37 protein-coding genes and 1 pseudogene are annotated in these 25,501 nt (G+C 40.4%); 5 read left to right on the forward strand and 33 right to left on the reverse strand.

The window, feature by feature from the left end; all coding sequences use genetic code 11:
• Positions 1–2: 2 nt before the first annotated feature.
• The 3 genes from ACFN7Z_RS13325 to ACFN7Z_RS13335 are packed head-to-tail and all read right to left on the reverse strand — an operon-like array spanning position 3 to position 4,343.
• Positions 3–3,581 (reverse strand): transglycosylase SLT domain-containing protein, encoded by a 3,579-nt coding sequence (locus ACFN7Z_RS13325; protein ID WP_395441948.1) that lies wholly within the window; start codon positions 3,579–3,581, stop codon positions 3–5.
• Between the two features lie 60 nt (positions 3,582–3,641).
• Positions 3,642–3,986, reverse strand: coding sequence for a hypothetical protein (locus ACFN7Z_RS13330; protein ID WP_395441949.1), 345 nt, complete (start codon positions 3,984–3,986; stop codon positions 3,642–3,644).
• 6 nt (positions 3,987–3,992) lie between these two features.
• Positions 3,993–4,343, reverse strand: a complete 351-nt coding sequence (locus tag ACFN7Z_RS13335; protein ID WP_395441951.1) for a hypothetical protein — start codon at positions 4,341–4,343, stop codon at positions 3,993–3,995.
• A gap of 41 nt (positions 4,344–4,384) precedes the next feature.
• Between ACFN7Z_RS13335 and ACFN7Z_RS13340 the strand changes: the two genes are divergently transcribed.
• A protein-coding gene (locus ACFN7Z_RS13340) for an IS4-like element ISAba33 family transposase (protein WP_094148494.1) occupies positions 4,385–5,475 on the forward strand; the annotation gives its coding sequence in 2 pieces (ribosomal slippage) (positions 4,385–4,925 and positions 4,925–5,475; 1,092 coding nt in all).
• 252 nt (positions 5,476–5,727) lie between these two features.
• On the opposite strand, the gene ACFN7Z_RS13345 is transcribed toward ACFN7Z_RS13340, so the two are convergent.
• From ACFN7Z_RS13345 to ACFN7Z_RS13490, 30 genes and pseudogenes are all read right to left on the reverse strand, one after another.
• Positions 5,728–5,862 (reverse strand): hypothetical protein, encoded by a 135-nt coding sequence (locus ACFN7Z_RS13345; RefSeq protein ID WP_373863463.1) that lies wholly within the window; start codon positions 5,860–5,862, stop codon positions 5,728–5,730.
• Between the two features lie 92 nt (positions 5,863–5,954).
• Complete coding sequence (locus tag ACFN7Z_RS13350) at positions 5,955–6,488, reverse strand: phage tail assembly chaperone family protein, TAC (RefSeq protein WP_395441953.1); 534 nt, start codon at positions 6,486–6,488, stop codon at positions 5,955–5,957.
• A 9-nt stretch (positions 6,489–6,497) separates the two neighbouring features.
• Entirely contained in the window at positions 6,498–6,968 is a 471-nt protein-coding gene (locus tag ACFN7Z_RS13355; protein WP_262470300.1) for a phage tail tube protein, read from the reverse strand.
• A 71-nt stretch (positions 6,969–7,039) separates the two neighbouring features.
• Entirely contained in the window at positions 7,040–7,558 is a 519-nt protein-coding gene (locus ACFN7Z_RS13360; RefSeq protein WP_395441955.1) for a Rha family transcriptional regulator, read from the reverse strand.
• A 145-nt stretch (positions 7,559–7,703) separates the two neighbouring features.
• Positions 7,704–8,057, reverse strand: a complete 354-nt coding sequence (locus tag ACFN7Z_RS13365; protein ID WP_078389655.1) for a DUF3168 domain-containing protein — start codon at positions 8,055–8,057, stop codon at positions 7,704–7,706.
• Positions 8,054–8,533 carry an HK97-gp10 family putative phage morphogenesis protein gene (locus ACFN7Z_RS13370; RefSeq protein ID WP_395441957.1) on the reverse strand — a complete coding sequence of 160 codons (480 nt, stop codon included), beginning with the start codon at positions 8,531–8,533 and terminating at the stop codon, positions 8,054–8,056. The genes ACFN7Z_RS13365 and ACFN7Z_RS13370 overlap by 4 nt, the downstream gene beginning before the upstream one ends.
• A 301-nt stretch (positions 8,534–8,834) precedes the next feature.
• Positions 8,835–9,173 carry a phage head closure protein gene (locus tag ACFN7Z_RS13375; RefSeq protein WP_395441959.1) on the reverse strand — a complete coding sequence of 113 codons (339 nt, stop codon included), beginning with the start codon at positions 9,171–9,173 and terminating at the stop codon, positions 8,835–8,837.
• On the reverse strand, positions 9,170–9,496 hold the full coding sequence (locus tag ACFN7Z_RS13380; protein WP_114836946.1) for a head-tail connector protein: 327 nt from the start codon (positions 9,494–9,496) through the stop codon (positions 9,170–9,172). The genes ACFN7Z_RS13375 and ACFN7Z_RS13380 overlap by 4 nt, the downstream gene beginning before the upstream one ends.
• Positions 9,459–9,749, reverse strand: coding sequence for a hypothetical protein (locus ACFN7Z_RS13385; RefSeq protein WP_395441962.1), 291 nt, complete (start codon positions 9,747–9,749; stop codon positions 9,459–9,461). Before ACFN7Z_RS13385 ends, ACFN7Z_RS13380 begins: the two co-directional genes overlap by 38 nt.
• Positions 9,750–9,805: 56 nt before the next feature.
• Positions 9,806–11,005 (reverse strand): phage major capsid protein, encoded by a 1,200-nt coding sequence (locus ACFN7Z_RS13390; protein ID WP_395441964.1) that lies wholly within the window; start codon positions 11,003–11,005, stop codon positions 9,806–9,808.
• A gap of 2 nt (positions 11,006–11,007) precedes the next feature.
• On the reverse strand, positions 11,008–11,673 hold the full coding sequence (locus tag ACFN7Z_RS13395) for an HK97 family phage prohead protease (RefSeq protein ID WP_395441966.1): 666 nt from the start codon (positions 11,671–11,673) through the stop codon (positions 11,008–11,010).
• Positions 11,651–12,877: a phage portal protein gene (locus ACFN7Z_RS13400; RefSeq protein ID WP_395441968.1), complete on the reverse strand. Its 1,227-nt coding sequence runs from the start codon at positions 12,875–12,877 to the stop codon at positions 11,651–11,653. The genes ACFN7Z_RS13395 and ACFN7Z_RS13400 overlap by 23 nt, the downstream gene beginning before the upstream one ends.
• A complete protein-coding gene (locus tag ACFN7Z_RS13405) occupies positions 12,877–14,577 on the reverse strand; it encodes a terminase large subunit (RefSeq protein ID WP_395441970.1) in 1,701 nt (566 codons plus the stop codon). Before ACFN7Z_RS13405 ends, ACFN7Z_RS13400 begins: the two co-directional genes overlap by 1 nt.
• A 3-nt stretch (positions 14,578–14,580) precedes the next feature.
• The gene (locus ACFN7Z_RS13410) at positions 14,581–15,060 is read right to left on the reverse strand and encodes a terminase small subunit (RefSeq protein ID WP_395441972.1); all 480 of its coding nucleotides are present in this window, start codon (positions 15,058–15,060) and stop codon (positions 14,581–14,583) included.
• A gap of 29 nt (positions 15,061–15,089) precedes the next feature.
• Entirely contained in the window at positions 15,090–15,398 is a 309-nt protein-coding gene (locus ACFN7Z_RS13415; RefSeq protein WP_395441973.1) for a hypothetical protein, read from the reverse strand.
• On the reverse strand, positions 15,395–15,682 hold the full coding sequence (locus tag ACFN7Z_RS13420; RefSeq protein ID WP_262470317.1) for an HNH endonuclease: 288 nt from the start codon (positions 15,680–15,682) through the stop codon (positions 15,395–15,397). The genes ACFN7Z_RS13415 and ACFN7Z_RS13420 overlap by 4 nt, the downstream gene beginning before the upstream one ends.
• A gap of 220 nt (positions 15,683–15,902) precedes the next feature.
• On the reverse strand, positions 15,903–16,133 hold the full coding sequence (locus tag ACFN7Z_RS13425; protein WP_004694132.1) for a hypothetical protein: 231 nt from the start codon (positions 16,131–16,133) through the stop codon (positions 15,903–15,905).
• A 268-nt stretch (positions 16,134–16,401) separates the two neighbouring features.
• Positions 16,402–16,575: a hypothetical protein gene (locus tag ACFN7Z_RS13430; RefSeq protein WP_010326048.1), complete on the reverse strand. Its 174-nt coding sequence runs from the start codon at positions 16,573–16,575 to the stop codon at positions 16,402–16,404.
• A gap of 80 nt (positions 16,576–16,655) precedes the next feature.
• Positions 16,656–17,045 carry a hypothetical protein gene (locus ACFN7Z_RS13435; RefSeq protein ID WP_078390375.1) on the reverse strand — a complete coding sequence of 130 codons (390 nt, stop codon included), beginning with the start codon at positions 17,043–17,045 and terminating at the stop codon, positions 16,656–16,658.
• A gap of 426 nt (positions 17,046–17,471) precedes the next feature.
• The gene (locus tag ACFN7Z_RS13440; RefSeq protein ID WP_010326047.1) at positions 17,472–17,711 is read right to left on the reverse strand and encodes a hypothetical protein; all 240 of its coding nucleotides are present in this window, start codon (positions 17,709–17,711) and stop codon (positions 17,472–17,474) included.
• A gap of 205 nt (positions 17,712–17,916) precedes the next feature.
• On the reverse strand, positions 17,917–18,474 hold the full coding sequence (locus tag ACFN7Z_RS13445; RefSeq protein WP_395441976.1) for a hypothetical protein: 558 nt from the start codon (positions 18,472–18,474) through the stop codon (positions 17,917–17,919).
• A 10-nt stretch (positions 18,475–18,484) separates the two neighbouring features.
• Positions 18,485–18,919: pseudogene (locus tag ACFN7Z_RS13450) on the reverse strand (hypothetical protein).
• Positions 18,912–19,274 carry a hypothetical protein gene (locus ACFN7Z_RS13455; RefSeq protein WP_395441978.1) on the reverse strand — a complete coding sequence of 121 codons (363 nt, stop codon included), beginning with the start codon at positions 19,272–19,274 and terminating at the stop codon, positions 18,912–18,914. The pseudogene ACFN7Z_RS13450 and the gene ACFN7Z_RS13455 overlap by 8 nt, the downstream one beginning before the upstream one ends.
• Entirely contained in the window at positions 19,271–19,534 is a 264-nt protein-coding gene (locus ACFN7Z_RS13460) for a hypothetical protein (protein WP_078388967.1), read from the reverse strand. The genes ACFN7Z_RS13455 and ACFN7Z_RS13460 overlap by 4 nt, the downstream gene beginning before the upstream one ends.
• Positions 19,531–20,139, reverse strand: coding sequence for a restriction endonuclease (locus ACFN7Z_RS13465; RefSeq protein ID WP_395441980.1), 609 nt, complete (start codon positions 20,137–20,139; stop codon positions 19,531–19,533). The genes ACFN7Z_RS13460 and ACFN7Z_RS13465 overlap by 4 nt, the downstream gene beginning before the upstream one ends.
• Positions 20,136–21,014: a hypothetical protein gene (locus tag ACFN7Z_RS13470; protein WP_395441981.1), complete on the reverse strand. Its 879-nt coding sequence runs from the start codon at positions 21,012–21,014 to the stop codon at positions 20,136–20,138. Before ACFN7Z_RS13470 ends, ACFN7Z_RS13465 begins: the two co-directional genes overlap by 4 nt.
• Entirely contained in the window at positions 21,011–21,727 is a 717-nt protein-coding gene (locus ACFN7Z_RS13475; RefSeq protein ID WP_395442678.1) for a phage antirepressor KilAC domain-containing protein, read from the reverse strand. Before ACFN7Z_RS13475 ends, ACFN7Z_RS13470 begins: the two co-directional genes overlap by 4 nt.
• Before the next feature lie 71 nt (positions 21,728–21,798).
• Positions 21,799–22,182 carry a hypothetical protein gene (locus ACFN7Z_RS13480; RefSeq protein ID WP_395441983.1) on the reverse strand — a complete coding sequence of 128 codons (384 nt, stop codon included), beginning with the start codon at positions 22,180–22,182 and terminating at the stop codon, positions 21,799–21,801.
• 49 nt (positions 22,183–22,231) lie between these two features.
• Positions 22,232–22,723: a phage regulatory CII family protein gene (locus ACFN7Z_RS13485; RefSeq protein WP_063454637.1), complete on the reverse strand. Its 492-nt coding sequence runs from the start codon at positions 22,721–22,723 to the stop codon at positions 22,232–22,234.
• A gap of 58 nt (positions 22,724–22,781) precedes the next feature.
• The gene (locus tag ACFN7Z_RS13490) at positions 22,782–22,970 is read right to left on the reverse strand and encodes a hypothetical protein (RefSeq protein WP_110975155.1); all 189 of its coding nucleotides are present in this window, start codon (positions 22,968–22,970) and stop codon (positions 22,782–22,784) included.
• Between the two features lie 102 nt (positions 22,971–23,072).
• On the opposite strand from ACFN7Z_RS13490, the gene ACFN7Z_RS13495 reads away from it, so the two are divergent.
• The 4 genes from ACFN7Z_RS13495 to ACFN7Z_RS13510 all read left to right on the forward strand — a co-directional run bounded on the left by ACFN7Z_RS13495 (position 23,073) and on the right by ACFN7Z_RS13510 (position 25,494).
• Positions 23,073–23,771 carry an XRE family transcriptional regulator gene (locus ACFN7Z_RS13495; protein WP_395441986.1) on the forward strand — a complete coding sequence of 233 codons (699 nt, stop codon included), beginning with the start codon at positions 23,073–23,075 and terminating at the stop codon, positions 23,769–23,771.
• 184 nt (positions 23,772–23,955) lie between these two features.
• Positions 23,956–24,288, forward strand: coding sequence for a hypothetical protein (locus ACFN7Z_RS13500; protein ID WP_062034566.1), 333 nt, complete (start codon positions 23,956–23,958; stop codon positions 24,286–24,288).
• A gap of 51 nt (positions 24,289–24,339) precedes the next feature.
• Positions 24,340–25,140, forward strand: coding sequence for a DUF2303 family protein (locus ACFN7Z_RS13505; protein WP_395441988.1), 801 nt, complete (start codon positions 24,340–24,342; stop codon positions 25,138–25,140).
• 81 nt (positions 25,141–25,221) lie between these two features.
• Positions 25,222–25,494 (forward strand): hypothetical protein, encoded by a 273-nt coding sequence (locus ACFN7Z_RS13510; protein WP_395441990.1) that lies wholly within the window; start codon positions 25,222–25,224, stop codon positions 25,492–25,494.
• Positions 25,495–25,501: the final 7 nt, after the last annotated feature.

The following is a 25,501-nucleotide window of genomic DNA, read 5'->3' on the forward strand; positions in this document are numbered from 1 at the left end:
GGTTAAACACCTAAGGCTGCTTTATTACGTTTAAAGAATTTTACAAATGCTTTTGTACCATCTGGACTAAACAGGTAATCACTCATACTTTCACGCTCATCAACAATCACGAAGTTTGGATTGAGGTTGACGTTCGGCTGTTGGGTTTTATTGACCTGCCCGACATAGTTCTCCATTTTGGAGTTTTGCTGAGTGAATACTTTTGGTGGATCTAAAACCATCCCACCATCTGCATAACCATTCTTGATAGCCTCCCTTAATGCATAAAACCCAGCAGGTCCACCCAATGCAGCAATCTCTTCCTGAGTTAAAACACCCTCACCGCGGTGAACTAAACCTGCAACATCATATTTCCCACCATAACCAGTAAAACCACCGTCAGCAAAACCTTGCATGGCAACTGAGGAAATCGTCGCAATTGCAGGCATTAATGCTGCCATCACAGCAGTACCACCCGCAAACTTCTGTGGAAGTGTCATTGCACTAGGATCAGCAAATGCTTGTGTATATGCTGTCCAAGCAGCGACAAGTGATGAGGCGATTGAAAATGCTTGCTGACCAGCAAAAGCGATTCTATATGCAGTCGATTGCTCACCTGCATTTTCCTTAACAGATTGAGTTAATTGCGAAAAAGTATTCTGTCCATCAGATAAAATACCTTGCCACATACTCAACTGTTGCTGATATTGATCTAAAGCAAGCTGCTTGGCATTAGCATGATAATCAGCATCTAGAGCTTTTAAATTTTCTAGGTGTAATTCTCTTGCTAACTCCAACAACTCATATTGCTTTTGAACTTCATCTGGCGCTTCATACTCATTAGTAATTTGAGTAACGCTGTTTGAAAAACGATCAAACTCTGCTTCTTTTGCCTGTTTAGAGGAAATTGTCAAACCAGCATTTTGGTATTGGAGCGAGTTTTTCCCGTGTTTACTAGCAATTCCATACAGCGCAATAGCATCTTCAGCATTTGCTAATTGCGCCAATAAATCGTTTTTCGAGCTATCAAACTTCTCTTGCTGCGCCCGTCGAAAGTTATCAACATCATTCTGATATGCAGCTTTCTGCTTATCGGTATATTCCTTAATTGCAGAGTCATCACCAGCGTACGCTTTCTGAATTTCAAGAAGGGCTTCTTTGTTATCCTCTGCCATTCGCTCTTCTTCAGTGAAATACATTTGGCGGACATTTTTTTGACGCTCAAGAGAAGCTTCCTTTTGCGCCTCAATGTCTACCCAGTATTCACCCCAAGCCTTGAGATCTGCGACATTATCCCCACTCAAAACAGTTGCGTTTTTGGATGTATTCCCGCCTAAGCCAACAAGCCACTTATCAACCTTTCCAGCATATTCACGAGCCTCTTTAGTCTTGGCTGCTGAACCAGTGAACCCCTTTGATAAAAGATCTTGGGTTCCTTTGATTCCAGCATTGTAAGCTGTGGCTGCATCCACCCAATTACCAAATATCTCGTAAGACTTTGATAAATCTTTTGCAGCAGCTTCAGCTGATTTAGAAACATTATATGAATCAGCTACTGATAGACCATGTTGCTTTCGGTAAATACTGGTTGTTTGGAAAGGGCCAATTGCTCCTGTAGGGCTTTTAGCTGTAATGTTGCCTTTCGACTCTTGAGCCATTACAGCTGCAAGCATATTTTCAGGAATCCCATACTTAGCACCAATGGCATTAAGATTATGCTTTGCATTTAATTCAGCAACTCTTTTAAGCATTTCTGTTTCAGACTTGGTGAAAGTATAGTTTTTCTGATTATATTCAACCTGTTTTCGATTTGACTCCTCAATTTTCTTTTCCGATTCTTCACGCGCTTTAATTTGTTGTTGAAGCTTATACCCAGCCTCAACCTGCAAAAACCAAGCCTTAGATGATGTTTCAGAAAAACTCATGCCTGAATCTTCTCGCGCATCAGCAAAATAGTTTGCCTTATCACGGTTCCAACCCTTTGCCATGTTTGCAACAATGTAGTTTTCACGCGCTATATCAGCACTTATATTTTTAAGTGCCTCTCGTTGCTTTTGCGTGAGCCCAAGAAGTGCTTGCTCCTGAGCTGAAATTGACTTCGCATTTTCATTATTAAGTCTTGTATTTTCTTGGACCTTTCCAGAGTAAATACCTAAGACTCTTCGCGCATCATCAACTGCTGTTTTTTCTTTACTTACAGACTCTGCTTTTTTATCAATACTAGACTTTGCAGTATCATTTACCGTTGTTAGAGCATTCACGGCGGTAGCAAGTTCGTTCGAATTTATTTTCCCTAAACGATATTGCTCAAATAATTTTGATGCAGAATCACGATCTTTTTCAGATACTTCTGAATTTCGGGTAACAGCATCAATAAGCCCAAGAAGCTCATTCTTTTGCTCACGATAAAGTTTATTTGCTTCATTTAGCTCATCTGTAGCCTTGCGAGTAAGCACACGCTGTTGGGTTCTATCCAACTTTTCATACTCAACACGTAGCTCAGCAACAGTTTTTCCTTGGGTGCTTAATGATGGATCTAGTGTATCGCTAGACTTTTTCATATAAAGAAAAGCAGAGCCTGCCGCGATCCCCTGAATAGCCAACATGGCTAAACCAGCTGGTCCTCCAAGAAATGCCATGGCTCCACGTAGCGCTACCATAGAGCCAGCAGCAATTGAACCAGCTCCAGACAAACCAATAAGCCCAGCTCCAGCTCGAATTGAAAATGCTGTCAATTGTGCTAATTGAATACTGGTTGCAATTACAGTAGGAACAAGCTTTACAGCCATTGCTGTCGCCACCGCAACAGAAACAGCTTTGATATTATCCATATTATCTGCAACGGTCTGAACTACAGGAACAATGTTGTTTATTAAAGTTGCCTGTAAACCATCCCATTGCAAATTTAGAAGCTGGACATTTTCTTTAGCTAAAGCTAAGTTTTCAATCATTTCATCTGACATGATTGCATTTGCACGCTCAGCTGCATCACCCCATTTTTTAAAGCCCTCACCACCATTTTCTAGCAATGGGATGAGTAGTGAAGAATCGGAGATGATAGCCTCCATGTAAAACTTCATGTCATTCTGGGTTGCTCCAACCTTTTGCAGAGAATCATAATAAAGTTGTAAAGCTTCAGGACCTGATAGTTTTTGAAACTGCTGAATAGTCACACCAACCAATGGAGCAATATTTTCGAAAAAATCCGCTAAAGGACCACCGCCAGTTTGCTGAAAATCACCAATACGATCCTGCATGTCTTTCATTTTGTCAGCGAAAGACTCGATTGATATGCCAGCTATCTCAGCCCCTTTTGAGTAATATTGAAAGTCATGAACCGAGGTATTTGCCAATTGTGAGAACTTCTTAATTTCACTGCCCGTTTGAATCGTTTGATCCGCTAAAGCAACCAAACCACCAACAGAAATACCAGCAATTGCAGCGCCCAATGCTGTTGCCGCCATTGCAGCAATATCAAAACTATTCGCTATACCTTTACTTGAATTCTTTGCATGACGTTCTGCTTTAGTCATAGGCTCGGTGAAGTTGCCAATTTTTGCGACTAAATCAAGGGTTAGTCTACCCAGCGAAGCTGTTGCCATAACTTTTCCTCAGGCAATAAAAAACCGCCTAAGAGGCGGTTTTTGCGTGTTCGTATCAAACTATAGAGACTCATAAGCCTCCATACAGGCTAGATAATATTTGGCTGCATACTCGTTAATGGATTCTTTCTGATGTTCTTTTGTTGTGTATTTTGATTTGCTGTAAGCATCTCTTAAAATCAACTTCATAAGTGAAGATTCTTCTTTTGTTGCATCACCAGTGGTTATCATCTTTTCATTTTGTTCAAGCACACTTGCAAGGGATATCCCACTTTGCCTCAATGTCATTGCAGCTTCAGCCATTGCCATCGCATTCAAACAGTTAGACTCTTGAGATGCAGTAACCTCTTTTGAGTGGGAATTAAAACTTATAACAAAAAAAGAAATAAATAATATTTTTTTCATTTTGATTTACACCAAGTCATAAACACTGTTAATTGCAAGCCTAACACCATAACTACCAGTGCTATCCTGATCTTTCCACCCGCCATTTATCACCGCAGGTACGGTTTTATTTATAACTCTTCCAGCTAGTTGGGCAGCCTCGTTCTTGCTTATGTATCCAACCAACAACCCATTAATTTCCACTTTGATTGCATTTTTATCGTACTTATTAAATGGCTCAGAAGAAACTTTTGCATGACACTGAATAAATTTGGATTTTTCTTCTTTTTTCCCTGCAATTTTAGATAGATTCTTTTGATAAGATTGCTCACCAACTATATCAAAATTCTTTGTACACGACAAAAAAATATAACTCATTGAAATAATGGCATAATACTTGTTTTCTGACGACGAATATGATGGCACATTTCAATGAGCTATATCTCATCTTAAACAAATATCTAAAGTGGAACAAGTCACATGTAAAATGTTTTACACTGATTATGCTTGCATTAATTGTAAAACAGACATGTAATCTTTCTTCTGCATCTAAAGCCTTACCCATCAAGTGCTTACCACAATCATTTTATCGACGTATACAACGCTTCTTTGCAGGTCAGTATTTCGATTATCGTCAAATTTCTCAGTTAATTTTCAATATATTTTTATTCGATAAAGTCCAATTAACTTTGGATAGAACCAACTGGAAATGGGGGAAACGAGATATCAATATCTTGATGTTAGCCATCGTCTATCGTGGAATAGCCATACCTATAGTTTGGACATTGCTCAATAAACGGGGAAATTCAGATACAAAAGAGCGTATTGCTTTGATTCAACGCTTTATCTCTATTTTTGGTAAAGACCGTATTGTGAATGTGTTCGCAGACAGAGAATTTATCGGCGAGAAATGGTTTACATGGTTAATTGAAAATGACATTAACTTTTGTATACGTGTTAAAAAAACTTCATTGTGACCAATCACTTAGCCAAGAATCATAAAATTAGTGATTTATTTCGTCATCTTCAAGTTGGTCAAACTGAATGTCGTAAACGACGTATTTGGGTTGGTCGAGTGAAACTGTATATTAGTGCGCTACGATTAGAAGATGGAGAACTTTTACTTGTTGTTTCTCCTATGTTTAATGCTTCTGCTATTCGTGATTATGCATTACGCTGGGAAATCGAAACCCTATTTAGTTGTCTCAAAGGACGTGGATTCAATCTTGAAAATACTCGTTTAACAGACCCTAGACGAGTCAAGAAATTGATAGCAGTGCTAGCTATCGGTTTCTGTTGGTGCTATTTAACAGGTGAATGGCAACATGATCGAAAAAAAGCGATAAAAATAAAGAAGCATGGACGACTTTCAGTAAGTTTATTTCGCTACGGTTTGGACTATGTTCAAATGGCTATTCTACGTTTGATTGGTTTTGGAAAAAAAGAGGAATTTAAGAAAATTCTAGCAATTTTAAGAAAGAAAAAGCCTGATAGGACAAGGGCTCTATGAAATTTGTCGTGTACAGAGATCAAAATTATAAGCAACTGCCTGCCTACCCATAGATGTAATGTCGCCCATTAAATTTTTTAATAGCTGAGCATCTGTATCACTCTTATGCTTATCTTGGAGCTTGACTACCACAATAATAGCTATAACGACAATTATACTAATTACCACCCACATAACTTACACCCGCCCCAAATTTATAATTTAGAACAAGATACAAGTTCATTGGACAAAAAGAAACCTCCCGAAGGAGGATTACTTAACTGCGGACAAGCCCTTTTCAAACATTTCATCAACACTGTATTCAACTTCTTCAGGCTCCTTCTCATGTGGCATAAAGGAATACGCACTCACATTTTCAGCGCCTTTAGAAGCTAGATATGCTGCCATAAGATTACCAAATCCCTGCTCAATCCTTCTGCCAAAAAAGAAAGGGCCATACTTTTTACGGTAGGCCCTCCACATTGGTAGTTCAGAAATGCTTATGGTATTTTTTGCTTCTTGGATGGTTCTTCCACCGATTCCGTTGAGGACGAGTTCGCACCAGAACTCGTTTTCGTCGAACTCTTCTTCAGTGACTTTCCCGTAAAATTATTAACCTTATTTGCCGCTTCATAAATCGCATTAATAAAGTTGGGATCCGAGGTATAAACGTCCTGAACCGATTCAAAGAAAGGCGTGCCTTTCTCATCTTCACAAATGGAACCAACCAAACGAGATGCCACCAACTGCTTTCCATCAATACCTTTTAATTCAGGATTCTCTGGATCTTTCACAACATCCCATTCAAAAGCCTTGGACACCTCTTGTTGAGCTTCAAATGTTAGACGCTTTATGAAAACTTGCCCTTCAAGTTCAAGAAATTCATCAATTTGAATTTCTTGCTTACCCACAAGCTCTTTAAGCTCGTCAATGTTCTGTTCAGTGACAAGAACGGACCACTTAACAACCTGTTCAACAGGTGCTGAGCTCTGAGTTACTTTGCGCAACTTTTTAAGATTTAATGTCTTAGCCATAACCTATCCTTAAGGAATTGTGCGCATTGTTTCGTTAACACTAGAAGTGCGTTTAAGTGGATAGTTGTAACCAACAAACTGCCCTTTTTCGAATGTACGTTCAGGTGTTTTCAAGTAACCTTCAAAAGCCCACCACATACGTTCAGGCGGTAGAGTCACAACACCTGCAGCAACAGTTGGCGCTGCATCTGAATGGCTTGAACCTAAATACCACATGACTTTTTTACGTGGATCAGTTTTGGACAACGCAAGAATCTTTAAATGTGATTCGTTTTCGTCGTCAAAATCTGTACCAAGAGATCCTTCACCCGGTGTCTTTTTACCAGGATCAAAATTATCTTCGGCATCATCAAGGCATGTCACATCAATATCTTCTTCAGTGTCATTCCCAAGTGTTAAGTTTTTTGCACATTGCACGGTAATAACCTCATTACCGTCAACATAGAACAGTTGCGACTTTTGTACTTTAATACGCGCCATGAGTAGCTACTCCTCAATTTTTTGGCATAAAAAAACCACCTTTCGGTGGTATTGGTTTAAAAATGATTTATTTATTCAAATAGACATGGCTGAATTTGCCGATCCACATTTGCAATAGCGGTTTCAAGAACATCACGTTGTTTTTTCCATTGAGACAAACCACGACCGCATTCACTAGCTATATCTTTCTCGCAGTCTAATTTTGCGCTAAGTGCTTCACGTTTTTGGATTAGAGAAAAATAGTCTGTTTGTAGAAGTGCACGTGCCTCAAAGAATGCTCGAACTAATGCTTTCTTGAACTGGCGCACCTTTGGGCTGTTCCGCATGTAGGTTAAAAGCAAGGTAGCCTGCTGCTCATTTAGGACAGCATACTGTAAAGAGTGCCCATAACCACCTTGGGGAAGTGGTGCACCCATCCGCATTTCAAATGCCAATGGGCCAAACTCATCAAAATCTGACTTATAGCTTCGCACCAACTGGATTATGGACTTATGCTGAATACCCAAACCAAGTGCGATTTGTAAAGTTGTGGTTTTTGGCACACCTTTTTCAACATCAACAATTTTTATAACTTCAATTTTTGCATTCATATATAACTCCTTGAGTTGCTGTAAACCTGTTTATCGAATGCAGTTGGAATAATAAACAGGCGTAAAAAAAGCCTTACATTTCTGTAAGGCTTAATTCTTTCATCACTAAAATCCGTGATTTGTTCAATTTTCCATATTTAACTCTCTACCGATCAAGCCACCAACTACCTGAAAATCCACGAGCAAAAAGCTTTGTATTTGACTCGTAGTGACCGATTCTCTGATCAATCAAACTATGCTCTTGGAGAACATTGCATACAGCAGCTCGAATATCTAAAGCCGTCTTTTGGTTAGGGCTATAGACCATCACCTGATACATCACATCATCCTCATTGGTGATGTTATCTAAAGAGGTATTTGGGGTTCCTGATAAGTCAGTCCAAACCAAATAAGGTAGTGGTGTCTTTTCAGGTGCCACATCTTCATAAATGCGTTCACCCAACATTCCAAATACTTGGGCATCAGCCTTTAAAATTCGATAAATAGGTAATTGCTTCATTCGATCTTGCCCTTTTTGATTGCGGATTCAATCGACTTCATAAACGCCTTATTGAACTCGTTGGTGACCACTTCAATATTCTGAGCCAATGCAGGACGCATAAAAGGTGTAGGTGGAAATTTTGAAGTACCAAACTCGATGAAACGCCAATACACAGTCATCCCACCGGGCAAAGCATTTAATTTTTCAAAATTTGATTTGGCATTTACAGCTGCACCACCCATTACACCGACTCGCATACGAACGGTGTTTATATCGCGGCTTTTACCATTACGAATCAGCAAGTTTTCTTGAATGCTTTCTCGCGTATCAGGATCATCAATACGTGAAGCTCCAACCTTGGCAGCAAAGAGCACTAGTTGCATTGCTTTACGTGCAGCGGATCGAGCGCGGCGGTTAACAGCCTTGCCATCTGTCAAAGTTTGGAGTTTCTTAGAAAGCTCATCCATGCCCTCAATCTTAAATTCTATCGGCATTTTAATTCCTAATAAAAAGCCGCCTTTTGGCGGCTTTTTCTAAATTAACTTTTGCAGAAAATCATTCAATTCATCCTGAGTATGAAACGAAATAGTTTTTAATTCCGAACCAAAATGTAAAACTAAATCAATAGGAACTTCTCTTGAAGTTCTCAAAGTTGACGTATTCTCAATAAAAGTTATTAATTCAGTATTGAAATAGATTTCAGTACCATTATGAGACGTGAATTTTACAAACATAATCTTTATTCTTCATAATTATTAAAATCTAATAATTACATAAATTTAGATAATTTCAACTCTATTTCTCTACACCGTGACTGAGCATCAAAGTGCAGTAGATTTTGCCATTTTCAGCATCGGGTAAAGGTTCACCCGTGATGCTATAAATTTTTCCATCGTAAACAACACGCATGGTTGTATCGATATCGGATCGCTTACGGATCTTACAGCGCGCAACAATTTCGGAATTATTGGCCTGAGCAACCAATGTGTCTTTGACTGAAAGCCATGTGACCTTCGCCCAAAGAGTTGCATGTGTGGACCATACTGGATCTAGGATGTTGCCATCGTCATCACGTGACGAAGTTTCCTTTTTAATGCGGATGCGGTGGCAGAGTTCGCCTGCAAGTAGACTCATAAATTCACCCATCGGTGGCGCTTCCAAAGCCAATCTGTTGCTTGAGGCAAATTTGTTGAAATCGTACCTAGTACAACCGACTCTCTGTTTGCATACCAATGACCAATAAGCATGTGAGCACCTTGTATAATCGATTTACTCACATGCATACCATTGCCTACATCTTCAGGAATAACTTCACCAACTACGTAAAGTTTACGATTGGTACTTTGCTCAAAGGCTTCAAATGCAGCATCAATCAAACCTTCAATCAAATCATCTTCATCATCGTGATCAATACGAAGATTAAGCTTGACCTGTTCCTTCGTTAGAAACTGCGGCATTTTTAGCACCTTTTCCACGTTTTGGCTTTGTAACTTCTGGCTGCTCGGCATCGGCATCGGCATCGGCATCGGCATCGGCATCGGCATCGGCATCGGCAGATGATTCAACAAGAATGGCTACTTGCAAATGATTAATCGCAATATCTGCAATTCGCTCTTCAACGTCATGAATACCTGGTTCAATCTCAATCACTTTATTGCCGTTTTCTACTGCAATTTTAAATTGCTTATGTACTTCAATTACTGGTGGCATATTCTTTCCTCCAATAAAAATGACCCTCAATTTGAGGGCCATTTTTACTATTAGTATTAAGCTTTAAGTGTTAAAACTTTCACAGCATTTGAGTCAGTCAATAAACCACCTACACGTTTAGTAGTGTAGAACTCAACATATGGTTTTGATGAGAATGGATCACGTAATACACGAGTTCCCATACGATCCACCACTGAATATGCACGCTTAAAGTTACCAAACATCACAGCATTTGCATCTGCTGCAACGTCAGGCATATCTTCATTTTCCGCAATACCATAACCCAATAGGCTTGAAGGCTGGTCAGCTTGTAAACCAGGCTGCCATAGATAATTTCCTTGTGAATCTTTGAATTTACGAACATACATTTGAGTAAGTCCGTTCATCATAAATTTGGCACCATTACGGTAACCTTTACGCAATCCATAAATCAGATTAATTAAGTCATCAGAATCAAACGAATCTGCACTACCTGAATTAAAGTTTTGTAATGTTCCAAAAGCACGATCTTTATCACCAGTTAGGGCCATGGCGTGTGCCATCAGACCTTTTGGTTTATTTGTGCCATCTCCTAACAAAAATGCTGAAGACTCTTGTTCGGCAAATTCGATAGCAACTTCACTTGATAACCACTGTTCAACATCAAAAAACATGTCGTCCAATGCCTGCTGAGTCGATTTAGGTTTTGCATAAATCTCCCCCATAGTTGCAATAATTTCTTTCAGTTTTGGTGATTTAGTGTCAGGGCGTTCATCAGTTTCACCAACCCAGCCTGAACCGGCACCACCGATATTTACGAGCTTTTTATAGCCCGATGCGCTGATAAGAATTGATCCGCATTCTTCGCGCATAACGTTATCTTTTCGCAGAATTTCCAGCAGTGACTGATCAAGTTCTTCTGGAGCGGCATAACCACCATCTTCATCAACCCCAACCTGCACAGCTTTTTGCTGAAGCTCAGCCAAACCATCTTCATTGCCTTTGCGTACAAACTTACCAAAGGCAGCTTTATATTCACTGACCTCTTTACCACCTACCGCTCCTGGGCGTTTGGCAGCTTTAAGTTCCTTTTCCAGTTCAGTTTTTAGGTTATCGAGTTCGCTCATTTTTTCGTTGAGCTTATCGACTTGTTCTGACAATTTGCCTTTTTCAGATTTAATACCTTCTAGCTCTTTGTCATTTTTCTTTTTGAAATCTTCAAACGTACCCTTAAGGTCTGCTGCAACTTCTTCAATATCTTTCTTTTCAATACCCATGATTACTCACCTACGAAAATGGATTTTAAGGATTTAAGTGGTTGTAGCGCATCTTCGTTGTCAGCCTCTCGCTGAGAATCAATTGCACTGTAGCCTTTAGACATAAATGCCTTGGCTTGAGAACGTGAAAACCCTACATCTCGCAGAGCACGCTCAATTTTGGTTGGAGATGGTGTCTCACCCTTTTCAAGCAAAGATTTCACTTCAGAAATTCTTGCTTCATCATTTGCAGGCATGGTCACAAGTGACACTTCCCACAAATCAATTTCTTTCAATAAATAGACCCCTTTGGAAGAGTCATATTCCCAATCTTTTAAGATGTACCCGATTGATAGACCACCAAGGCTGCCTGCTTTGGCATGGGCATAAGCACGTTTTGCCAATGGGTCGTCATCAATAAGAAGACGGCCTTTCACATATAAACCATGGTCGTCTTCTTTCATTTCCGTATATATGCCGATTGGTTCGGACATTTTGTGTTGCCAAAGCAATGAAGGAAGTCGGCCTTTTTCAGCCCAAAAAGAAAGGGACTTCTGAAAAGCCCCCTTTACTACTACATCTGAATAACTATCTTCGACACCAAATACTGAGCCATAGCCCTCAAATTCTCCCGTATCTGTTAGAGATTTAATCTTTAACGGGATATCAAGACGCTGCTTTGTTTGCATCGTTTTCCCCTTCTGGATCTGTTGTCATGTTCATTGGTGTTAGATAAATATCCCCACCTTCACGCGGGTTCATATCCTCAAGCTCACGGCAATCATTTGGGCTTAACCAGCCCCACTGAATACCTTTCCCATAGGATTCATAGCGAGTTTTTAGGTCGCCTCGAAGCAATGCGCCTGCATTAAATTTTGCATAGTGCGTTTTGCGATCCTTTTCATTGAGTAACCCAACCTTGATTCGTGACTCAATTCGAGTCATATAAGGAACTAATGAGTAATTCACAAAACTCATTCCCATATGCTCAATATTGTTTAAAGTCATTTTTTCCATGTTTGCGGCTAAATGTGGTGGAACACGGAACAGCCCGCAAATTTCTGTCGCCTGATATTGACGTGTTTCTAAAAACTGAGAGTCTTCAAGATTTAATGCAGTAGGTTTCCACTTCAAACCTTGTTCTAAAATCATGGGTTTGTATGTATTCGCTAAACCTGTGTAGTTTTCCTCAAACTCATCCTTGAGCCGAGCAAATGCCACATCGGAAAGTTGCTCATCTGTTTCCAGAACACCAGAAGTTACAGCTCCATTTTTAAATAAATTTGCACCATGGTCCTCTGTATCCATCCCCAATCCAATACATTTGCGTGCATAAGTAATTGGATTCAAACCAAGCAATCCATCAAGTGTGAATAATCGAACGTGCCAAATTTCGTCTTGTGTCAAAGTCTTTGTGCCTTGACCTTTAAAATTTACACTGTATTCAACTGTCCAATCATCGTTAAGTTTTGGCGTGACACTCGCGGGATCAATCGGTAATAACTCAGCTACTTCACCCAATACATAAACTTTGTAGGCGTAAAAATTACCGCGCAAACATAAGCACACCATAAGCAGCTCCCAAAACTCTTGGGCTGTCATATAATCATTTGGTGCAACATATAAAAGATCATGCAATTTATGATTTTCTGCCGGTACCTTATCTCGACCTTTCTTTTTATAAAGTCTGCAAGGCAACATACCCATCGATTCAGATAAAACACGTACACACGTAAAAACTGTAGATAATTGCATAGCAGTCAAAGGTGTTACTGACCGCCCACCAACAACGGCATTAGCCCCAAATATTTTTGATAAATCATCGGGACTAGAAATTGGATTCGTCTTGATACTTAAACCAAACGCATCCAATAGTTTTGTTTTTAAACTCATTACAGTTTCCTAATCCCATGTTTTTCCAAATGGCTTGAAAGCGTTGCTTTATCAGAGTGTTCAGGGTTCAAACTCATCAATGCCACGGCGTTAAACATTGCAATAACTGGATCAATTTTTCCTACACCTGAATCCTGCTTGGTAATACGCATACCATTACCGATCATCACGACCCGAGCATTACCTACACACCAAGTCATAAGCTGCTGACCCGCATGCCAGAGATTTCCCTCTGCCAATTTACGCTCAGAAGTCATGATGTATCCCATCAACTTATGACCTTGCGGGACTGCGACAAGAACCTCTTCAGGTATTCCAGCGCCAGTTAATCCATCAATGAGACCTCCAAGACCTTGCGGATCTAGCCCAATTTTGTCGAGCTTGCCACTGTCATAAATTTGCTTTGCAATTAACGCCAACTGGTCAATGTCTTCACCCACTTTATCGACAACAACAAGGCTTTCTTCTTGCTCAAAGTCTTTGTATTTAGGTATGTTCTCTTTACGGCGTTCTAAGGCAATTTTATTAGCCCAAGCACGACTCCAAAGCCACCAAATACGTGGATCTTTCTTCAATCGTCCTAAGGCTGCGAACCCAAGTAAGTCATCCAAGCCACCGCCATCAATCCCTAATGTGATCAACTCAGATTGTTCAATTAATTGCTCAAGTCCAAACACATGCTTTTGCTGAACCCAATACTCAGCACCCGCCCAACGGTTTGCACGCAAGTTCATGCCGATTTCAATGTTCAAATGCTTAGCAAGGAAGTCTCGAAGTGACTCTTCACCAGCATCTTTGACCTTGTTGAACTCTGAAATCAGGTATTCAAGGTCAACTGATGCTCCTAAATTTGGGTTGGTGATGTAAAAATTTTCAGGCTTAAGGTGTTCTCCAGCCTCAATCAGATGCTTAGGAAACTCATAAATGAGAGGTAAAAAGGCTTTATCCTCTTTAATTCCATCCCTTACATCACGCGCATAATCTAATAATTGTTTAAATACACCACATGGCACTTCATCAGACATGGTTGAAAGGTAAATCACGCACCCTTCGGGACGCGATGCCAAACCACCTTTCGCTTCACGGAACATTGATTCCGCATTAGCGCGTTTTCCGAATAACCAAACCTCATCGATCAAAATGATTGAGGCTTTCTTACCAGCAGCTGCATTTGATTCTGCTGCAATAACTTTGAGCGTGGCACCCGTACCCAAATGAGTTACGGTTTTAGTGTGCTCAGAAATATTAGTCATTGAACTGAGCTCTTCATCTGCTTTGATGAAGTCTCTAATCGGGTTAAAGCTGTTGTCTGCAACTTCCTTGGTTGGTGCAAGGATGATCAACTCTGCTGAAAGTCGATCATTTAACAAAAGCAAAGTCAGCATGATTCCTGCAGCAATCGTAGACTTAGTATTTTTCTTAGAAATCAGAAGAAAAAACTCACGAATCAAGCGACGCTTAGTTTCAGGGTTATATGCCCCTGCAATTGCTCTTACAAATTCAATTACCCACTCCAATGTGACATCGCCCATCTTCGGGCTATCCATCACATCAACAAGAATGAGTTCCTTAAAAATTCGCTCAGCAACATCTGCAACTTGCGGAAACTGTGGTGCACATGGCATGAGCGATTGCTTTTTGACAATACGCTCCTCCCAGTCTGGGCAAGCGGTTGTCCATACTGGGAGCATTGCAGTCATGTTTTAACTCGGTAATTGATTATTCAAGGTGCCAAACTTTCCGCTTTGGGCTGCTTTCTTAGCTTCTTCCGCTTTAGTTTCTTTCTTACCTTTGTCAGCAACCTTGCCATGTACATAAGGTAATGCAGCCTTAGCAGCATTCACTCGCATGAACATGTCATCGCTTTTATTCATCACATCTAAAAGAAACTGTAACGGATCATCCTTGGCGTAATTCTCTTCATCCAAAGGGTTGTCATTTTCCCCACTATCCACGGAGTTAACTTTTGGTTTTTTTGAAGTTAACTTTTCGGTCGTAGGAGTTAACTTTTTAACTGATTTAAATTGATCAATATAGGCAATAACTTCTGGAATTTTTGCAAGTTTAGAACCTTGCTGCATTGCAGATTTCTCACTATATCCTGCTGATATTGCTGCATCTTTATTGCTTAAGCCATCCACAACAGCTTGAGCAAAAGCTTTCATTTTTGCTGTTAAAGCCATCGCAAATCCTTAACTCTAAAAGTTAACTTTTAGCTAAAAAGAGAAATTTTTTTATACGTGAGATGGGGGTGGTGTCCGAGGCTAAAAGGTTTTGAACTTTTCAACTCCCCCCTCCCTTGCACGCTGTTGATTGCGTTTAGTATTTTAGTTTTCCCATCATCATTCACTTCACCGTTCAACGTGTGTCCAGACTCTAAGTAAACATGGAATGTGTGAATGTCTTGGCTGTAATCTTTCTTGCCTGTCCATTCAATGACGCAAGCTTCGACTTTTGCAGGATTAAAGAAGATGTTGCGGTCTTTGCTTCGGTCATACACCTGTACTAACTTTTCGCTCACTGCCGACTCTCCTTTAAGGTTTTATCTTTGTGACACGGCGGGCACAACGATTGCAGGTTAGATTCATCATCGGTGCCACCCTGTGCAACGTTAACAATATGGTCCAGTTCTAGTTGTGTAGTAACACGGCGGCAGTGCTGGCATGTCCAGTTATCACGTAGATGAATCTTTTCTTTGAGTCTGCGCCATGGTCTACCACCGCGGCCTGATCCCCAGTTCTTTGGCGGTCTAGGTTGCTTGGGTGTGATGGCATCAAGTCTGCTCTGCAATCGTTTTAGCTTCATGCTTAATGAACTCCACTGTCACAGTGCCACGCAATAATCGTGTGTATATTTCACCCTTGCGTCTATCTTTCTTGGTAAAGCGACGATGAGGTATAAAACAAACTAATCCCTGATCTACATTCGCCCACTTCACACACTTAATGCGATTGCCATTCACATATACATATCGAATGCCTTTCCCATCATTCATACTGTGGAACATAGTTATTCATCCATATATCTAGGAGCGTTTTCCTCTTCCTGATCCTCGAGTATTAACAATAATTCGTTGATCTGGTTGCTCTGCTGTGTCAGGTGCTGAATCAGTTGATTGTTCTGTATCAACACTTGGCTGTTCTGCTTTACCAGCTCGCCCACCAAGGAAAGCAATTGCATTTGAAATTGACTGTTTTGACTGTTCATACATTGCCTTTAGCTTCTGTCGACGTTCTTCACATGATTTACACGACATCTCTTTTCTCCTGACATAAAAAAACCACCCGAAGGTGGTTCGCTTAAAACAACATCGACATTTGCCCGAACTCATAAATGATTAATGTAAGGACTAAAGCCGAAACCGAGATTACAAGCACATCTTGTGAAGTCATACTTATCCCTCTTTATTGTTCTTTTTTTATACTCTCATAATTAAAAATATTATCAATACCGAAAGAATACATTTCTCACAATTAATAGGGATAGATATGTAAGAAATTATACAAGAGCGGTTTATTTGTTAATTAATCGTACAGGCTTGTTCTTAGATTCTTAACCCGCTCTTTCAACTTAATCATTATGCCATCTATCGCCAGCATCTCATCCCGAGTCAAACCAGAACGACTTAAATTTTGGTACTTAGACAGCTCAGCAGTGCAAAATTCTAAGTCTTTTTTCGCTTGTACCTTATCTGTCATAAGACCATCCAATAAGAAAAGAAAAACCCCTCAACATCTAGAATGCGAGGGGTTTTGTTTGCCGTAATACGTCCGGCGAGTTATTTAGGTAACTTCAGATCTACATCAGGAATGATAACGCTTGGTCTAAAGTCAACTTTGTACTGGTAGGTACTGACACCTTTGCTATTTAGTTGCTCGGAAAAGTAAGTCACATTGTCTGAAATACCTAGTGAATGCTTTTTAAATTCCGTGTCGCTGGTCTTACAGGTCACATCAACCTTTCGCTCACTAACAGCTTCAAAGGCACACTTTCCTTCAATCGTTAGAACATAATCACCAGTAACACCGTTATAAAAAACGATTCGTCGATCTAATTGAAAGTTGTCTGCTGCATGAGATAGGTTGCGTGAAGCAACTTGAGCATCACGCGAACAACCAACGAGTGCTGTTGCACACATTAAACCGACTGCTAATAATTTAATTTTCATTGCTTCACTTTTCTCCGGGCATTAAAAAAGCCCGATCAAATTAATGAGCAGGCTTATATTTTTGATTTTGTATTATTCAACTTCTTTCATGCAATCCCGACACACCTTGATTTCTTCATCATCAACCGTGTAATCGATCTCAGTCGCACCATGTAGGCCGAATAAGCACATCAGTAATCTAAGCATGATTTTACTCCTGGACAATCAAGCAATCATGTCGCAAGAAATGTCAGTTACTTTTACTTATAAAACATAAATTTATGATACTTATTTCCAAAATAATGTCAGTAATTTTGTCGAACTAAGCAAGATTCCTTCCTGGTTAATCAAGCAATGATCAAGCATTTTAACTTGGTGTGATTACATTAATATTTCTCAGGGCAATAAAAAGCCCACCATTTGGCGAGCTTTCCTTGATGCTTAAGCTTACTCTTTTGAACACTTCACTTCAAACTGGTATTCGTCTTGGGTAACCTTAATTTTAATATTTTTATATTTTCGTTTGTTTGGATCCATTGCCGAGCCAGCCACTTCCTCAAAAAAGCTACGATCATTCATTAGCTCGCCATACGCTTTATAGCCTAATAAAATCTTTTCAGGCTTTTTACCTTCAGCCACTAATTTACCGAGAGTGTCTTCTAGTTCTTTAACAGTTAAAATCGCCATTTCAATTAGAGCTCAAAAACAAAAAGACATTATCACTTAATTTTATGAATAAATAATGTCAAAAAAGCCCACCTTTCGATGAACTTTAATGCCTTGGTCTCGGTTGAACCGTAATACGACCAGTATAGAAATATGATACCTTAGTTAGCAGAATAATGCCAACTATTCTTAAATATTGTTTGAAAGACACAATGCTCCCGATATTTTAGGCGCGTAACTCTGAATATGTTGCACGGCGATATTCATCAATCGCATCTGAAGCCTCTTTAATAGCCATCTCAAGCGCAATCACCATAAGATTTTCATAAGGCTTCCATGTGTGACGATACACACTTAAAGACATCTGCTTACCAGATACACCTGCGACAACCTCAAGCCGACCTTTCGCAGTAAAGTTAGACTCATAATCAGGATCTAACGCAAAAACCATCACCATCTTTGCTACCAGCCATGAAAGGTGATAAATCGCAATTTGCTCAGGCTCGCGCTTCTTATCCACATATGCGGCATCCATCATGATTTTAGCCAAGTGATTGCGGATATATTCGTAATCACCCTTTGAGCATTCACCAAAGATGATGACTGATGCAACAGACTTGGCAAGCTGGCTACCCATTGCAGCAATAGCGCCTAATCTATCCTGATAATCAATAGGCTTTTCCCCAGTGCTATGCCCTTCTTGACCAAAAATAGGCGATTTAGCAGTAATGCCTTGCGCCAACCACTCAAAGTTTTTAAATTTCTCAGTCATTACTGCATTCATCCTATTTCCCTCAAAACTTCGCAAATCTTTTAAAAACCAACATAGCAGCATCACGCGCATGCTCATTCGTACGTTCAATCCAACCGGTGCGCTTTTTAAATACATCGGCCTTTGTTTTTGTTGCATTGGCTGCTGGATGAATCATTTGGTAATTCAACTCTTGCTCCTTACACCAATCTTCCCAAATCTGTGCATCACGCTTTACCGATCCAACACCTTGTGCTTTCTCACGACCACCAGTGAACCAGGTGCGCTGCCGAGCATCTTCAATGAATAAACAGACGTTTTCTTTTCCATAGTGCACAACAAACTCAAGCGTTCGATTCATGGCCTAAGTAATCGTTAAGGATCTAACCTCAAATAATTCACCGCCATTGCCTTTGTCTTCTGCCACGGCGTAACCTGTGTTCACACCCGTATCGATGCCAATGAGATACTTAGTCATTCAATACAAACTCCCCATCACCTTTGCAAAAACACACATAGCCAACTTGAACAGTTAAATTGCGGTACCCGATGCCTTTGTCAAAATCAAAAAGCTTATCGCCGTGTATAAATCTCAAGTTTTTAAAGAATGGTTGTGCTGTAAAAAATGCTTCAAATTCTTCAGTGCGATCCACTAGTGGGATTACCTCCACATCAGCACACAAACACATGAACGGCGTTCCATCATCTAAGCGCCCAAATACCCGCCCATCTTCAACACGATCTAACACACCGTATCCAGTGAAGCGTTTGCCTGAATAAATCGTTGCTGATTCACCAATAAAATCTATTTTTACGCGGTCGCCTTTATTCATCCCTTCACCTCAAATAACTGTTTAGCTTTACCACTCAGGTAATATCGATTTTCTAGGCCTTCACTGTGTTTTGCATACAGAAGCCCCATCTGAACCAAATTTTTTAAATAGCGCTGTACAGCACGTTTCGTCACCTGCGGCATTACCTGTAGCTGTATTTCTGATGCTGTTGCTACTGATGTGTTTTTAACAACTAAAAGAACATCGATTCCACGCTCTAGCACGGCGGCGCTATTGAGCTTTGAAAATGCTTGATTCACACTTCACCCCCAACACGATTATAAGTCTTCCCCAATGTCGCCAATAATTCAGGCGGGCAAGGAATACCAGTACGGTTGCGTTCATGGTTATCGAGCTGCTTTGGAGCCTTAGGCTTCACCCACATTTCTTGAGTCTTGCCACTCGCCTTAGCACGGCGTAGGTAATCCACATAAATATCTTTGAAAGCGAAATGAGCCGATTTTTGCCCTTCTGCTGTCAGTACATGGCGAACTTCATCAAGTACACGCTTAGTCAGCGTTGTGATCTTCGTTTGTGGATCTGATTCAAACTGCATTGCTTTGGCCCATGCCATGTCAGCAGTCCACCAATCACCACCCTGTTCACACCAGCTGCGGAATGTCGGTAAATTCTTCGGGCACCATTCCTCAGAGTTCATACGAGTTAAGCCACGTGCGATATCTGCTGGGGTTAGGCCATTTAGGACTGTGCAGGCCAATTGGCGAAGTTCTTCATCCGCATAAACTTCAAAGTTTTTCGTGAATGCTGATCCGTAAAGATCACTCATGCGCTGAAGAACCATGTCCGCTACTTCAATCGGAAAATCAATCGCAAATGCTTGCTCAAATAATTGGATATTGCTCATGCACACTCTCCTTGAACATCACGCATTGGCGCTGGTTGATTTGCTTGGCTACCAAAACGACGGCGTTCCAAAGGTTGTTGAACTGGTGCGGGTGGTTGCGAAGTGCGGTTTTGCTCGTTGAAATACCACTGTGCCTCAAATGCTGCCCAAGGTTTTTGACGGTTTAAGCAATACTCGATGCCTTGAGCAAACGTTAAATTTGCTTTTGCAATTTGGCTTTCAAGAAGTTTGAATGCACGCTCGGTATTCACCCCGCCTTTTGCCTTACGAACCTGCATAAATTCAGTTGCAGTTTTTTCAGATACACCGTTTTCGATCAACGTAGATTTGAAATCAAATTTGTTTGGTTTCTTGCTTGCAGCAGTACTTAAATCTTTTGAAGTAATCTCTGTTGTAATCTCTGAAGTAATATTGTGTATAACGGATGTGCTTTTAGCTTCACCGCGGGTAAAGGATTCCTCCACCCCCGAATGTTGTTTTACTTCACCCCCGAATGTAGGATTTCGAGTTCGGGAATTTGCTGTTTCACTTTCGCTGTTTTGGTCAGAATTAATACACTTTTCAAACCATTCATCGAATGCATCAATGTTTAATTTGAAGTACAACTTATGCTCTAAGCGCTTCTCTGTTTCACTCAAAATACCCAAATCTTTAAGCAATGTACGGGCAGTTTTTTGGTGACTGTAAGTAAGACCAGTTTCTTTATGCCATTCTTCAGATGTCTTATATACACCCAATTCACAATCGGTTTTGTCGTGCCAATATACAAGCTGACTTAGGAATATACCCGCCAACGGATTACCCAGGTAAATGCCGAGCTGCGGGAAGTATGCAATCGCTCTACCCAGCCCTTTTAGTGTTGAATAGTGACTCATGCTACAAAATCTCCCTTCATGCGTGATTTCTCTACAAGACCTGTGATTCGTGTTAAACCAAAAGCAGTAACACGCATATGCAAAAACACGCGCTCTTGGCCGTCGTGATGATTTTTGATAACTGGTGATGTGCGATTTGAAAACACACCATTTAACGCGTACTGAGCCATTGGCTGTAATTTTTTGGACGCATCTCGGTACACCCATTTCTTATCAATGAGCAACTGAATAAGCTCCGATTCTTTAATGCCAATCGTTTTTGCACATTCACGAATGCAATATGTATTGCTTGTATCGGCAATAGTGTCTAAAGCCTGTGCCTTAGGCTCTAGCACGGCGACATGGTCCTTAAGCGCTTGGTTTTCTTGTTCAGCAGCCAAGGCCAACTGGATTAGTTCCATTCGACTGAGTTCGACAGGTTTTGATGCTTTGTCTTCGAGTTCTTTCCAGCGCTTAATAACTCGATTGCGCAAAACGATGTTGTAGCCAGTGACCAAAGTCATTGTTAGCTCTTCATCTAACAAATATTCGGTTTGTTGGCGGTTTTGAGCATCAAAATAGATACCCCCAAATTTGGGGATATCTAAACCAAGCTGCCCAAGCATGTTTTCAACATCACGCTTAACGTGGTCATGACGCTTTTCTGTCAAGTCAGCAATAACGCGAGTCGACATGGTTTTTTGATTTTCTTGAAACTGTGTTATCATCGGCATATTCATTAAGATTTACCCTCTGAATTGAATGCTAAAGCCCGATCTCAACTCTCGGGCTTTTCCTTTTTTTATCACGACACTTCACCCAAACTTTGCTCAGTCAATGAAAGACGGCGTTTAGCGTTTAGCTCTACAGTCGTGGCGTGGCGTAATAAATCAGCTAATGCAAATTTGCGATTACCATTCAGTAAAACCCCATCGTCTTGCACCTGGTGAACCGTCATAAGGTCGTCGGGCATAAATGCGTCAACAAATACAACCGTGTCGCCTTTCACGAAATCTGAGCATGTTGTTGCTTCCACCGATATGGTTTTCACATACGCCTCATCGGGTGTCAGACCTAATTCAAATTCGCGCTTTTCAACTTGAGTCACTAAACAGTGGTTGCACTGCTCTTGTTTAAAATTGCTGCACTTGTTAGCGCATGGGTGTTGTGTTAGATTGGTTTTGTTCACAAGATTGCCTCTATTAGTTTTTTGAACACTAAAAGCCTGATTTCTGCGATCAGGCTTTTTCTATTTGCAAAGCTGATAAATACTTAGCGCACTCACCTTTCATGGCTTTGCGTAGTGATTGAATTTTGAGTTCCATCTCTTCTAGAATGTGATCCGTCTCATCCATCTCCGCGGGAGTCACAACACCGTCTTCCAATGCATTCAAAACTTGTTTGTTTGCTGCACCATTTCCAACATTCATACCTAGCAAAGACTCCAAAACGCTTAAGTGGTGCTCTTTACCATCAGTATTTTCTACAGGGACCAACATCAAACCGATTTTGTGTGCCCAAACTTTTAAAACTGCTGGATTTTCTGTGTAGGTCAGCATTGCTTCAAAAGCTTTCAGGCTTGGCAAATGCGTTTCCATATTTGGGTTTGCATAATTCAAAACAGTTTTATGCGATACACCCAATACATCTGCGACATCTTTTGGGCTTACACCTGTAGATTGATGGACCATCTTATGCAGCGCTGTTTTTGTTTCTTTACTAATGTCCATATGTGAATCCTTGAATTTATTCACGTTTACCTATTTGTTGGAAAACGTGAAAATATGTTTATGGAGTTAAGGTTTCTAAATCAGCCTTCAATTTCCCTTTTGTGGTTAATTCAAAAACTGCTTGAGTACGCGGCGGGATACCTTTTTTTTCCCACTTCCATAAAGTGACTTCTGAATAACCAGTTTTTAACGACAGTTCGCGCTTGGTTTTGCATTTGAAGTACCGCATTAGGTCAGACGGTCTCATGATTTTCTCTTAACTACGGTTAATTAACCAAAGTTACCACATGCAAACCACAGTTACAACTGTATGCATTAACATTGGTTAATACTTTTGATGGGTTTTTTTATGTCTTTTCACGAACGCTTAAAACAAAAAATGGAAGAAAAAGGTGTAACACCTGCAGCTTTAGCGCGTGCTGCATCTGTGTCACCTGTTGCGGCAGGTAAATGGTTTCATGGAGAAAGTGAACCTAAGGCTGGGAAATTAAAATTAATAGCGGAGTTCTTGGGTGTTACTGATGATTGGTTATTGACTGGAAAAGGTCCTGCTAACGCTATACCGAACCTCACACCAATCACAACTTGGGATAATTCAACACCACTGGACGAAGATGAAGTTGAGATTCCTTTCTTTAAAGATTTCTCTTTTGCTTGTGGATCTGGGGCAATAAATGAACATATTGCCAATGAAAAGCGTAAGTTGCGTATGTCAAAAGCAACCCTTAGAAATCTTGCAATATCAAAAGAGAATGCAGTAGCGGCAACTGCTTCAGGAGATTCGATGTCGCCAACCATTCAAGACGGCGATACCATTCATATTGACTTGGGGCGCAGAGAAATCAAAGACGGGAGAATATTTGTCATTTGTATTGGTGGTTTGCATTATGCGAAACGACTTTACAATATGCCTTTCGGTGGTGTTCGGATTGTTTCTGACAATTCCGCTGAATATCCTGAGCAGGTATTAACTGCTACTGAACGAGTTGATCAAGACTTTCAAGTTTATGGTTGGGTCTGGCAAATTGCCCGAATTGAAAAATGGTAAAGAAAAACAAATAAAATTTAATCTTTATTGAGCCCGCCGTTATGGTGGGCTTTTTATTGTCTTATAAATATTAGTTAGCAAGTGTTGTTTATTTTATTTTAACTTTAGTTAATTTTATTGTTGACTATATTATTAACTAGAGTTAATCTTTTCTCACACACCAACCCAATGTGAGTAAACCAAAATGACAAAACAAACAGATGCACCTCAATTCGTTGCCGACCTCTCAGGCGGTAATTTCTCGCAGCAACTTGGTATCGCTATTTCAGAAGTAGCTCAAGGCGTTGTAGCAAATGGCAAAAAAGGCCAAGTCAAAGTAACTATCGATATTGCACGTATTGGTGAATCGAACCAGGTGAATATCTCGCACACCCTTGCCTATGTAGAACCTACTGCCAAAGGCAAACGCTCAGAAGATACAACCTCTGAAACACCAATGTATTTAAACAACGATGGCAGCGTGACTATCTTCGCCAATCACACAAAACAATTGTTTAACGAATTCGAAAAAGCTTAACCAACAACACAAAACCTTTAATTTTTTTAACCCTCAATAGGAATGTTCCAAATGGAAAATACAGAAGCAAATGCAATCGCGGTACTTGCAAACCCAGTTAAAGATGTAGCTCGTGGTGATTTAGTTGCGGTACATGAAGATTATAAAATTCAAGATTTAGAAATTTTCCAAGGTGGTCGTGAGCGTGCACGTGGTGTTTTAAAAACCCCAACAATGGCAGACTTCAAATCATTTGTTATTGACGGTCAGTTCGGCGATGCACCTGTCTTTGTTGATCATAAAAATGTTACAGCCACATGCATTTTGAATTATTCAGATGGTGTATATGAACAAGGCCATTGCGACCACAAAGCCATCTTACAACTAGAACCAACTGTTGTTTGGTCAAAGTTGAATGCACTTAAAGACCGCAAACTTTCTCAGCGTGATTTTGCTGTCTTCTTGGAAGACTGGGTAAGTGTATTAGAAATTACTGATGCTTTAGGCAATGTGATTGGTGGCGCACAAGCATTGGCAGCTGTTCGCAATATGAAAATTGATGCGACGGTTAGCGCCGATCATTCAGTAGGCAATATGTCTGAAAGTCGCTCTCGCTTTGACCAAGTTGAAGCGCGTTCTAAAGAAGAATTTACGCCTGCATATTTCAAGATCCGCGACTCTGCTTACTTTGGCTTAGATGAGCGTCTTATTGTTCTGCGTCTAGTCATCAACACAAATGATGATAAGCCAGTCTTCTCAATTCAGATCGTGAAAGAAGAATTGTTGCTAGACGAAATCATTCAAGACTTTAAAGCCAAAGTAATTGAATTACTGCCTGACAACCCTGTTCGTATTGGAACATTCACAGCTTAATTTTAGGCATCAAAAAGCCCTGATAACTTTGCACGGCGATCAGGGCCCAATGTAAACACTTGCACGCTTACGGGGATAATTATGAATCAACGCGCATCTCATAGCAAATTACCTGAGTTTGGCACAACCAAAAGCCAAACATCTGCAATCCTCTACCAAGAACCGACCTTGGAAGAAACAAAGCCACAACATAAGCCAGTTATTGAGTTGGTAAAGAACTTTGCAGCAAGCACCCTACTAATGATCAGTATTTTCAGTATTTGTTTAGTTATTTTGAAAGGCTGTGCCGATGATGTTGAACATCAGAAAGCAATGGCTGTTAAGCATCAAATGCAGTTTGCGTCTCTAAACTAATTTTCAA

Origin of the sequence: Acinetobacter sp. P1332 (assembly GCF_044057475.1) — a bacterium.
GTDB lineage: Bacteria > Pseudomonadota > Gammaproteobacteria > Pseudomonadales > Moraxellaceae > Acinetobacter > Acinetobacter johnsonii.

Bases quoted from the DNA above. Each gene is read 5' to 3' on its own strand.
- ACFN7Z_RS13325 (WP_395441948.1), bottom strand. From the start codon at position 3,581: ATGGCAACAGCTTCGCTGGGTAGACTAACCCTTGATTTAGTCGCAAAA.
- ACFN7Z_RS13330 (WP_395441949.1), bottom strand. From the start codon at position 3,986: ATGAAAAAAATATTATTTATTTCTTTTTTTGTTATAAGTTTTAATTCC.
- ACFN7Z_RS13335 (WP_395441951.1), bottom strand. From the start codon at position 4,343: ATGAGTTATATTTTTTTGTCGTGTACAAAGAATTTTGATATAGTTGGT.
- ACFN7Z_RS13345 (WP_373863463.1), bottom strand. From the start codon at position 5,862: ATGGCAGCATATCTAGCTTCTAAAGGCGCTGAAAATGTGAGTGCGTAT.
- ACFN7Z_RS13350 (WP_395441953.1), bottom strand. From the start codon at position 6,488: ATGGCTAAGACATTAAATCTTAAAAAGTTGCGCAAAGTAACTCAGAGC.
- ACFN7Z_RS13355 (WP_262470300.1), bottom strand. From the start codon at position 6,968: ATGGCGCGTATTAAAGTACAAAAGTCGCAACTGTTCTATGTTGACGGT.
- ACFN7Z_RS13360 (WP_395441955.1), bottom strand. From the start codon at position 7,558: ATGAATGCAAAAATTGAAGTTATAAAAATTGTTGATGTTGAAAAAGGT.
- ACFN7Z_RS13365 (WP_078389655.1), bottom strand. From the start codon at position 8,057: ATGAAGCAATTACCTATTTATCGAATTTTAAAGGCTGATGCCCAAGTA.
- ACFN7Z_RS13370 (WP_395441957.1), bottom strand. From the start codon at position 8,533: ATGCCGATAGAATTTAAGATTGAGGGCATGGATGAGCTTTCTAAGAAA.
- ACFN7Z_RS13375 (WP_395441959.1), bottom strand. From the start codon at position 9,173: ATGAGTCTACTTGCAGGCGAACTCTGCCACCGCATCCGCATTAAAAAG.
- ACFN7Z_RS13380 (WP_114836946.1), bottom strand. From the start codon at position 9,496: ATGCCGCAGTTTCTAACGAAGGAACAGGTCAAGCTTAATCTTCGTATT.
- ACFN7Z_RS13385 (WP_395441962.1), bottom strand. From the start codon at position 9,749: ATGCCACCAGTAATTGAAGTACATAAGCAATTTAAAATTGCAGTAGAA.
- ACFN7Z_RS13390 (WP_395441964.1), bottom strand. From the start codon at position 11,005: ATGGGTATTGAAAAGAAAGATATTGAAGAAGTTGCAGCAGACCTTAAG.
- ACFN7Z_RS13395 (WP_395441966.1), bottom strand. From the start codon at position 11,673: ATGCAAACAAAGCAGCGTCTTGATATCCCGTTAAAGATTAAATCTCTA.
- ACFN7Z_RS13400 (WP_395441968.1), bottom strand. From the start codon at position 12,877: ATGAGTTTAAAAACAAAACTATTGGATGCGTTTGGTTTAAGTATCAAG.
- ACFN7Z_RS13405 (WP_395441970.1), bottom strand. From the start codon at position 14,577: ATGACTGCAATGCTCCCAGTATGGACAACCGCTTGCCCAGACTGGGAG.
- ACFN7Z_RS13410 (WP_395441972.1), bottom strand. From the start codon at position 15,060: ATGGCTTTAACAGCAAAAATGAAAGCTTTTGCTCAAGCTGTTGTGGAT.
- ACFN7Z_RS13420 (WP_262470317.1), bottom strand. From the start codon at position 15,682: ATGAAGCTAAAACGATTGCAGAGCAGACTTGATGCCATCACACCCAAG.
- ACFN7Z_RS13425 (WP_004694132.1), bottom strand. From the start codon at position 16,133: ATGTCGTGTAAATCATGTGAAGAACGTCGACAGAAGCTAAAGGCAATG.
- ACFN7Z_RS13430 (WP_010326048.1), bottom strand. From the start codon at position 16,575: ATGACAGATAAGGTACAAGCGAAAAAAGACTTAGAATTTTGCACTGCT.
- ACFN7Z_RS13435 (WP_078390375.1), bottom strand. From the start codon at position 17,045: ATGAAAATTAAATTATTAGCAGTCGGTTTAATGTGTGCAACAGCACTC.
- ACFN7Z_RS13440 (WP_010326047.1), bottom strand. From the start codon at position 17,711: ATGGCGATTTTAACTGTTAAAGAACTAGAAGACACTCTCGGTAAATTA.
- ACFN7Z_RS13445 (WP_395441976.1), bottom strand. From the start codon at position 18,474: ATGAATGCAGTAATGACTGAGAAATTTAAAAACTTTGAGTGGTTGGCG.
- ACFN7Z_RS13455 (WP_395441978.1), bottom strand. From the start codon at position 19,274: ATGAATAAAGGCGACCGCGTAAAAATAGATTTTATTGGTGAATCAGCA.
- ACFN7Z_RS13465 (WP_395441980.1), bottom strand. From the start codon at position 20,139: ATGAGCAATATCCAATTATTTGAGCAAGCATTTGCGATTGATTTTCCG.
- ACFN7Z_RS13470 (WP_395441981.1), bottom strand. From the start codon at position 21,014: ATGAGTCACTATTCAACACTAAAAGGGCTGGGTAGAGCGATTGCATAC.
- ACFN7Z_RS13475 (WP_395442678.1), bottom strand. From the start codon at position 21,727: ATGCCGATGATAACACAGTTTCAAGAAAATCAAAAAACCATGTCGACT.
- ACFN7Z_RS13485 (WP_063454637.1), bottom strand. From the start codon at position 22,723: ATGGACATTAGTAAAGAAACAAAAACAGCGCTGCATAAGATGGTCCAT.
- ACFN7Z_RS13490 (WP_110975155.1), bottom strand. From the start codon at position 22,970: ATGAGACCGTCTGACCTAATGCGGTACTTCAAATGCAAAACCAAGCGC.
- ACFN7Z_RS13495 (WP_395441986.1), top strand. From the start codon at position 23,073: ATGTCTTTTCACGAACGCTTAAAACAAAAAATGGAAGAAAAAGGTGTA.
- ACFN7Z_RS13500 (WP_062034566.1), top strand. From the start codon at position 23,956: ATGACAAAACAAACAGATGCACCTCAATTCGTTGCCGACCTCTCAGGC.
- ACFN7Z_RS13505 (WP_395441988.1), top strand. From the start codon at position 24,340: ATGGAAAATACAGAAGCAAATGCAATCGCGGTACTTGCAAACCCAGTT.
- ACFN7Z_RS13510 (WP_395441990.1), top strand. From the start codon at position 25,222: ATGAATCAACGCGCATCTCATAGCAAATTACCTGAGTTTGGCACAACC.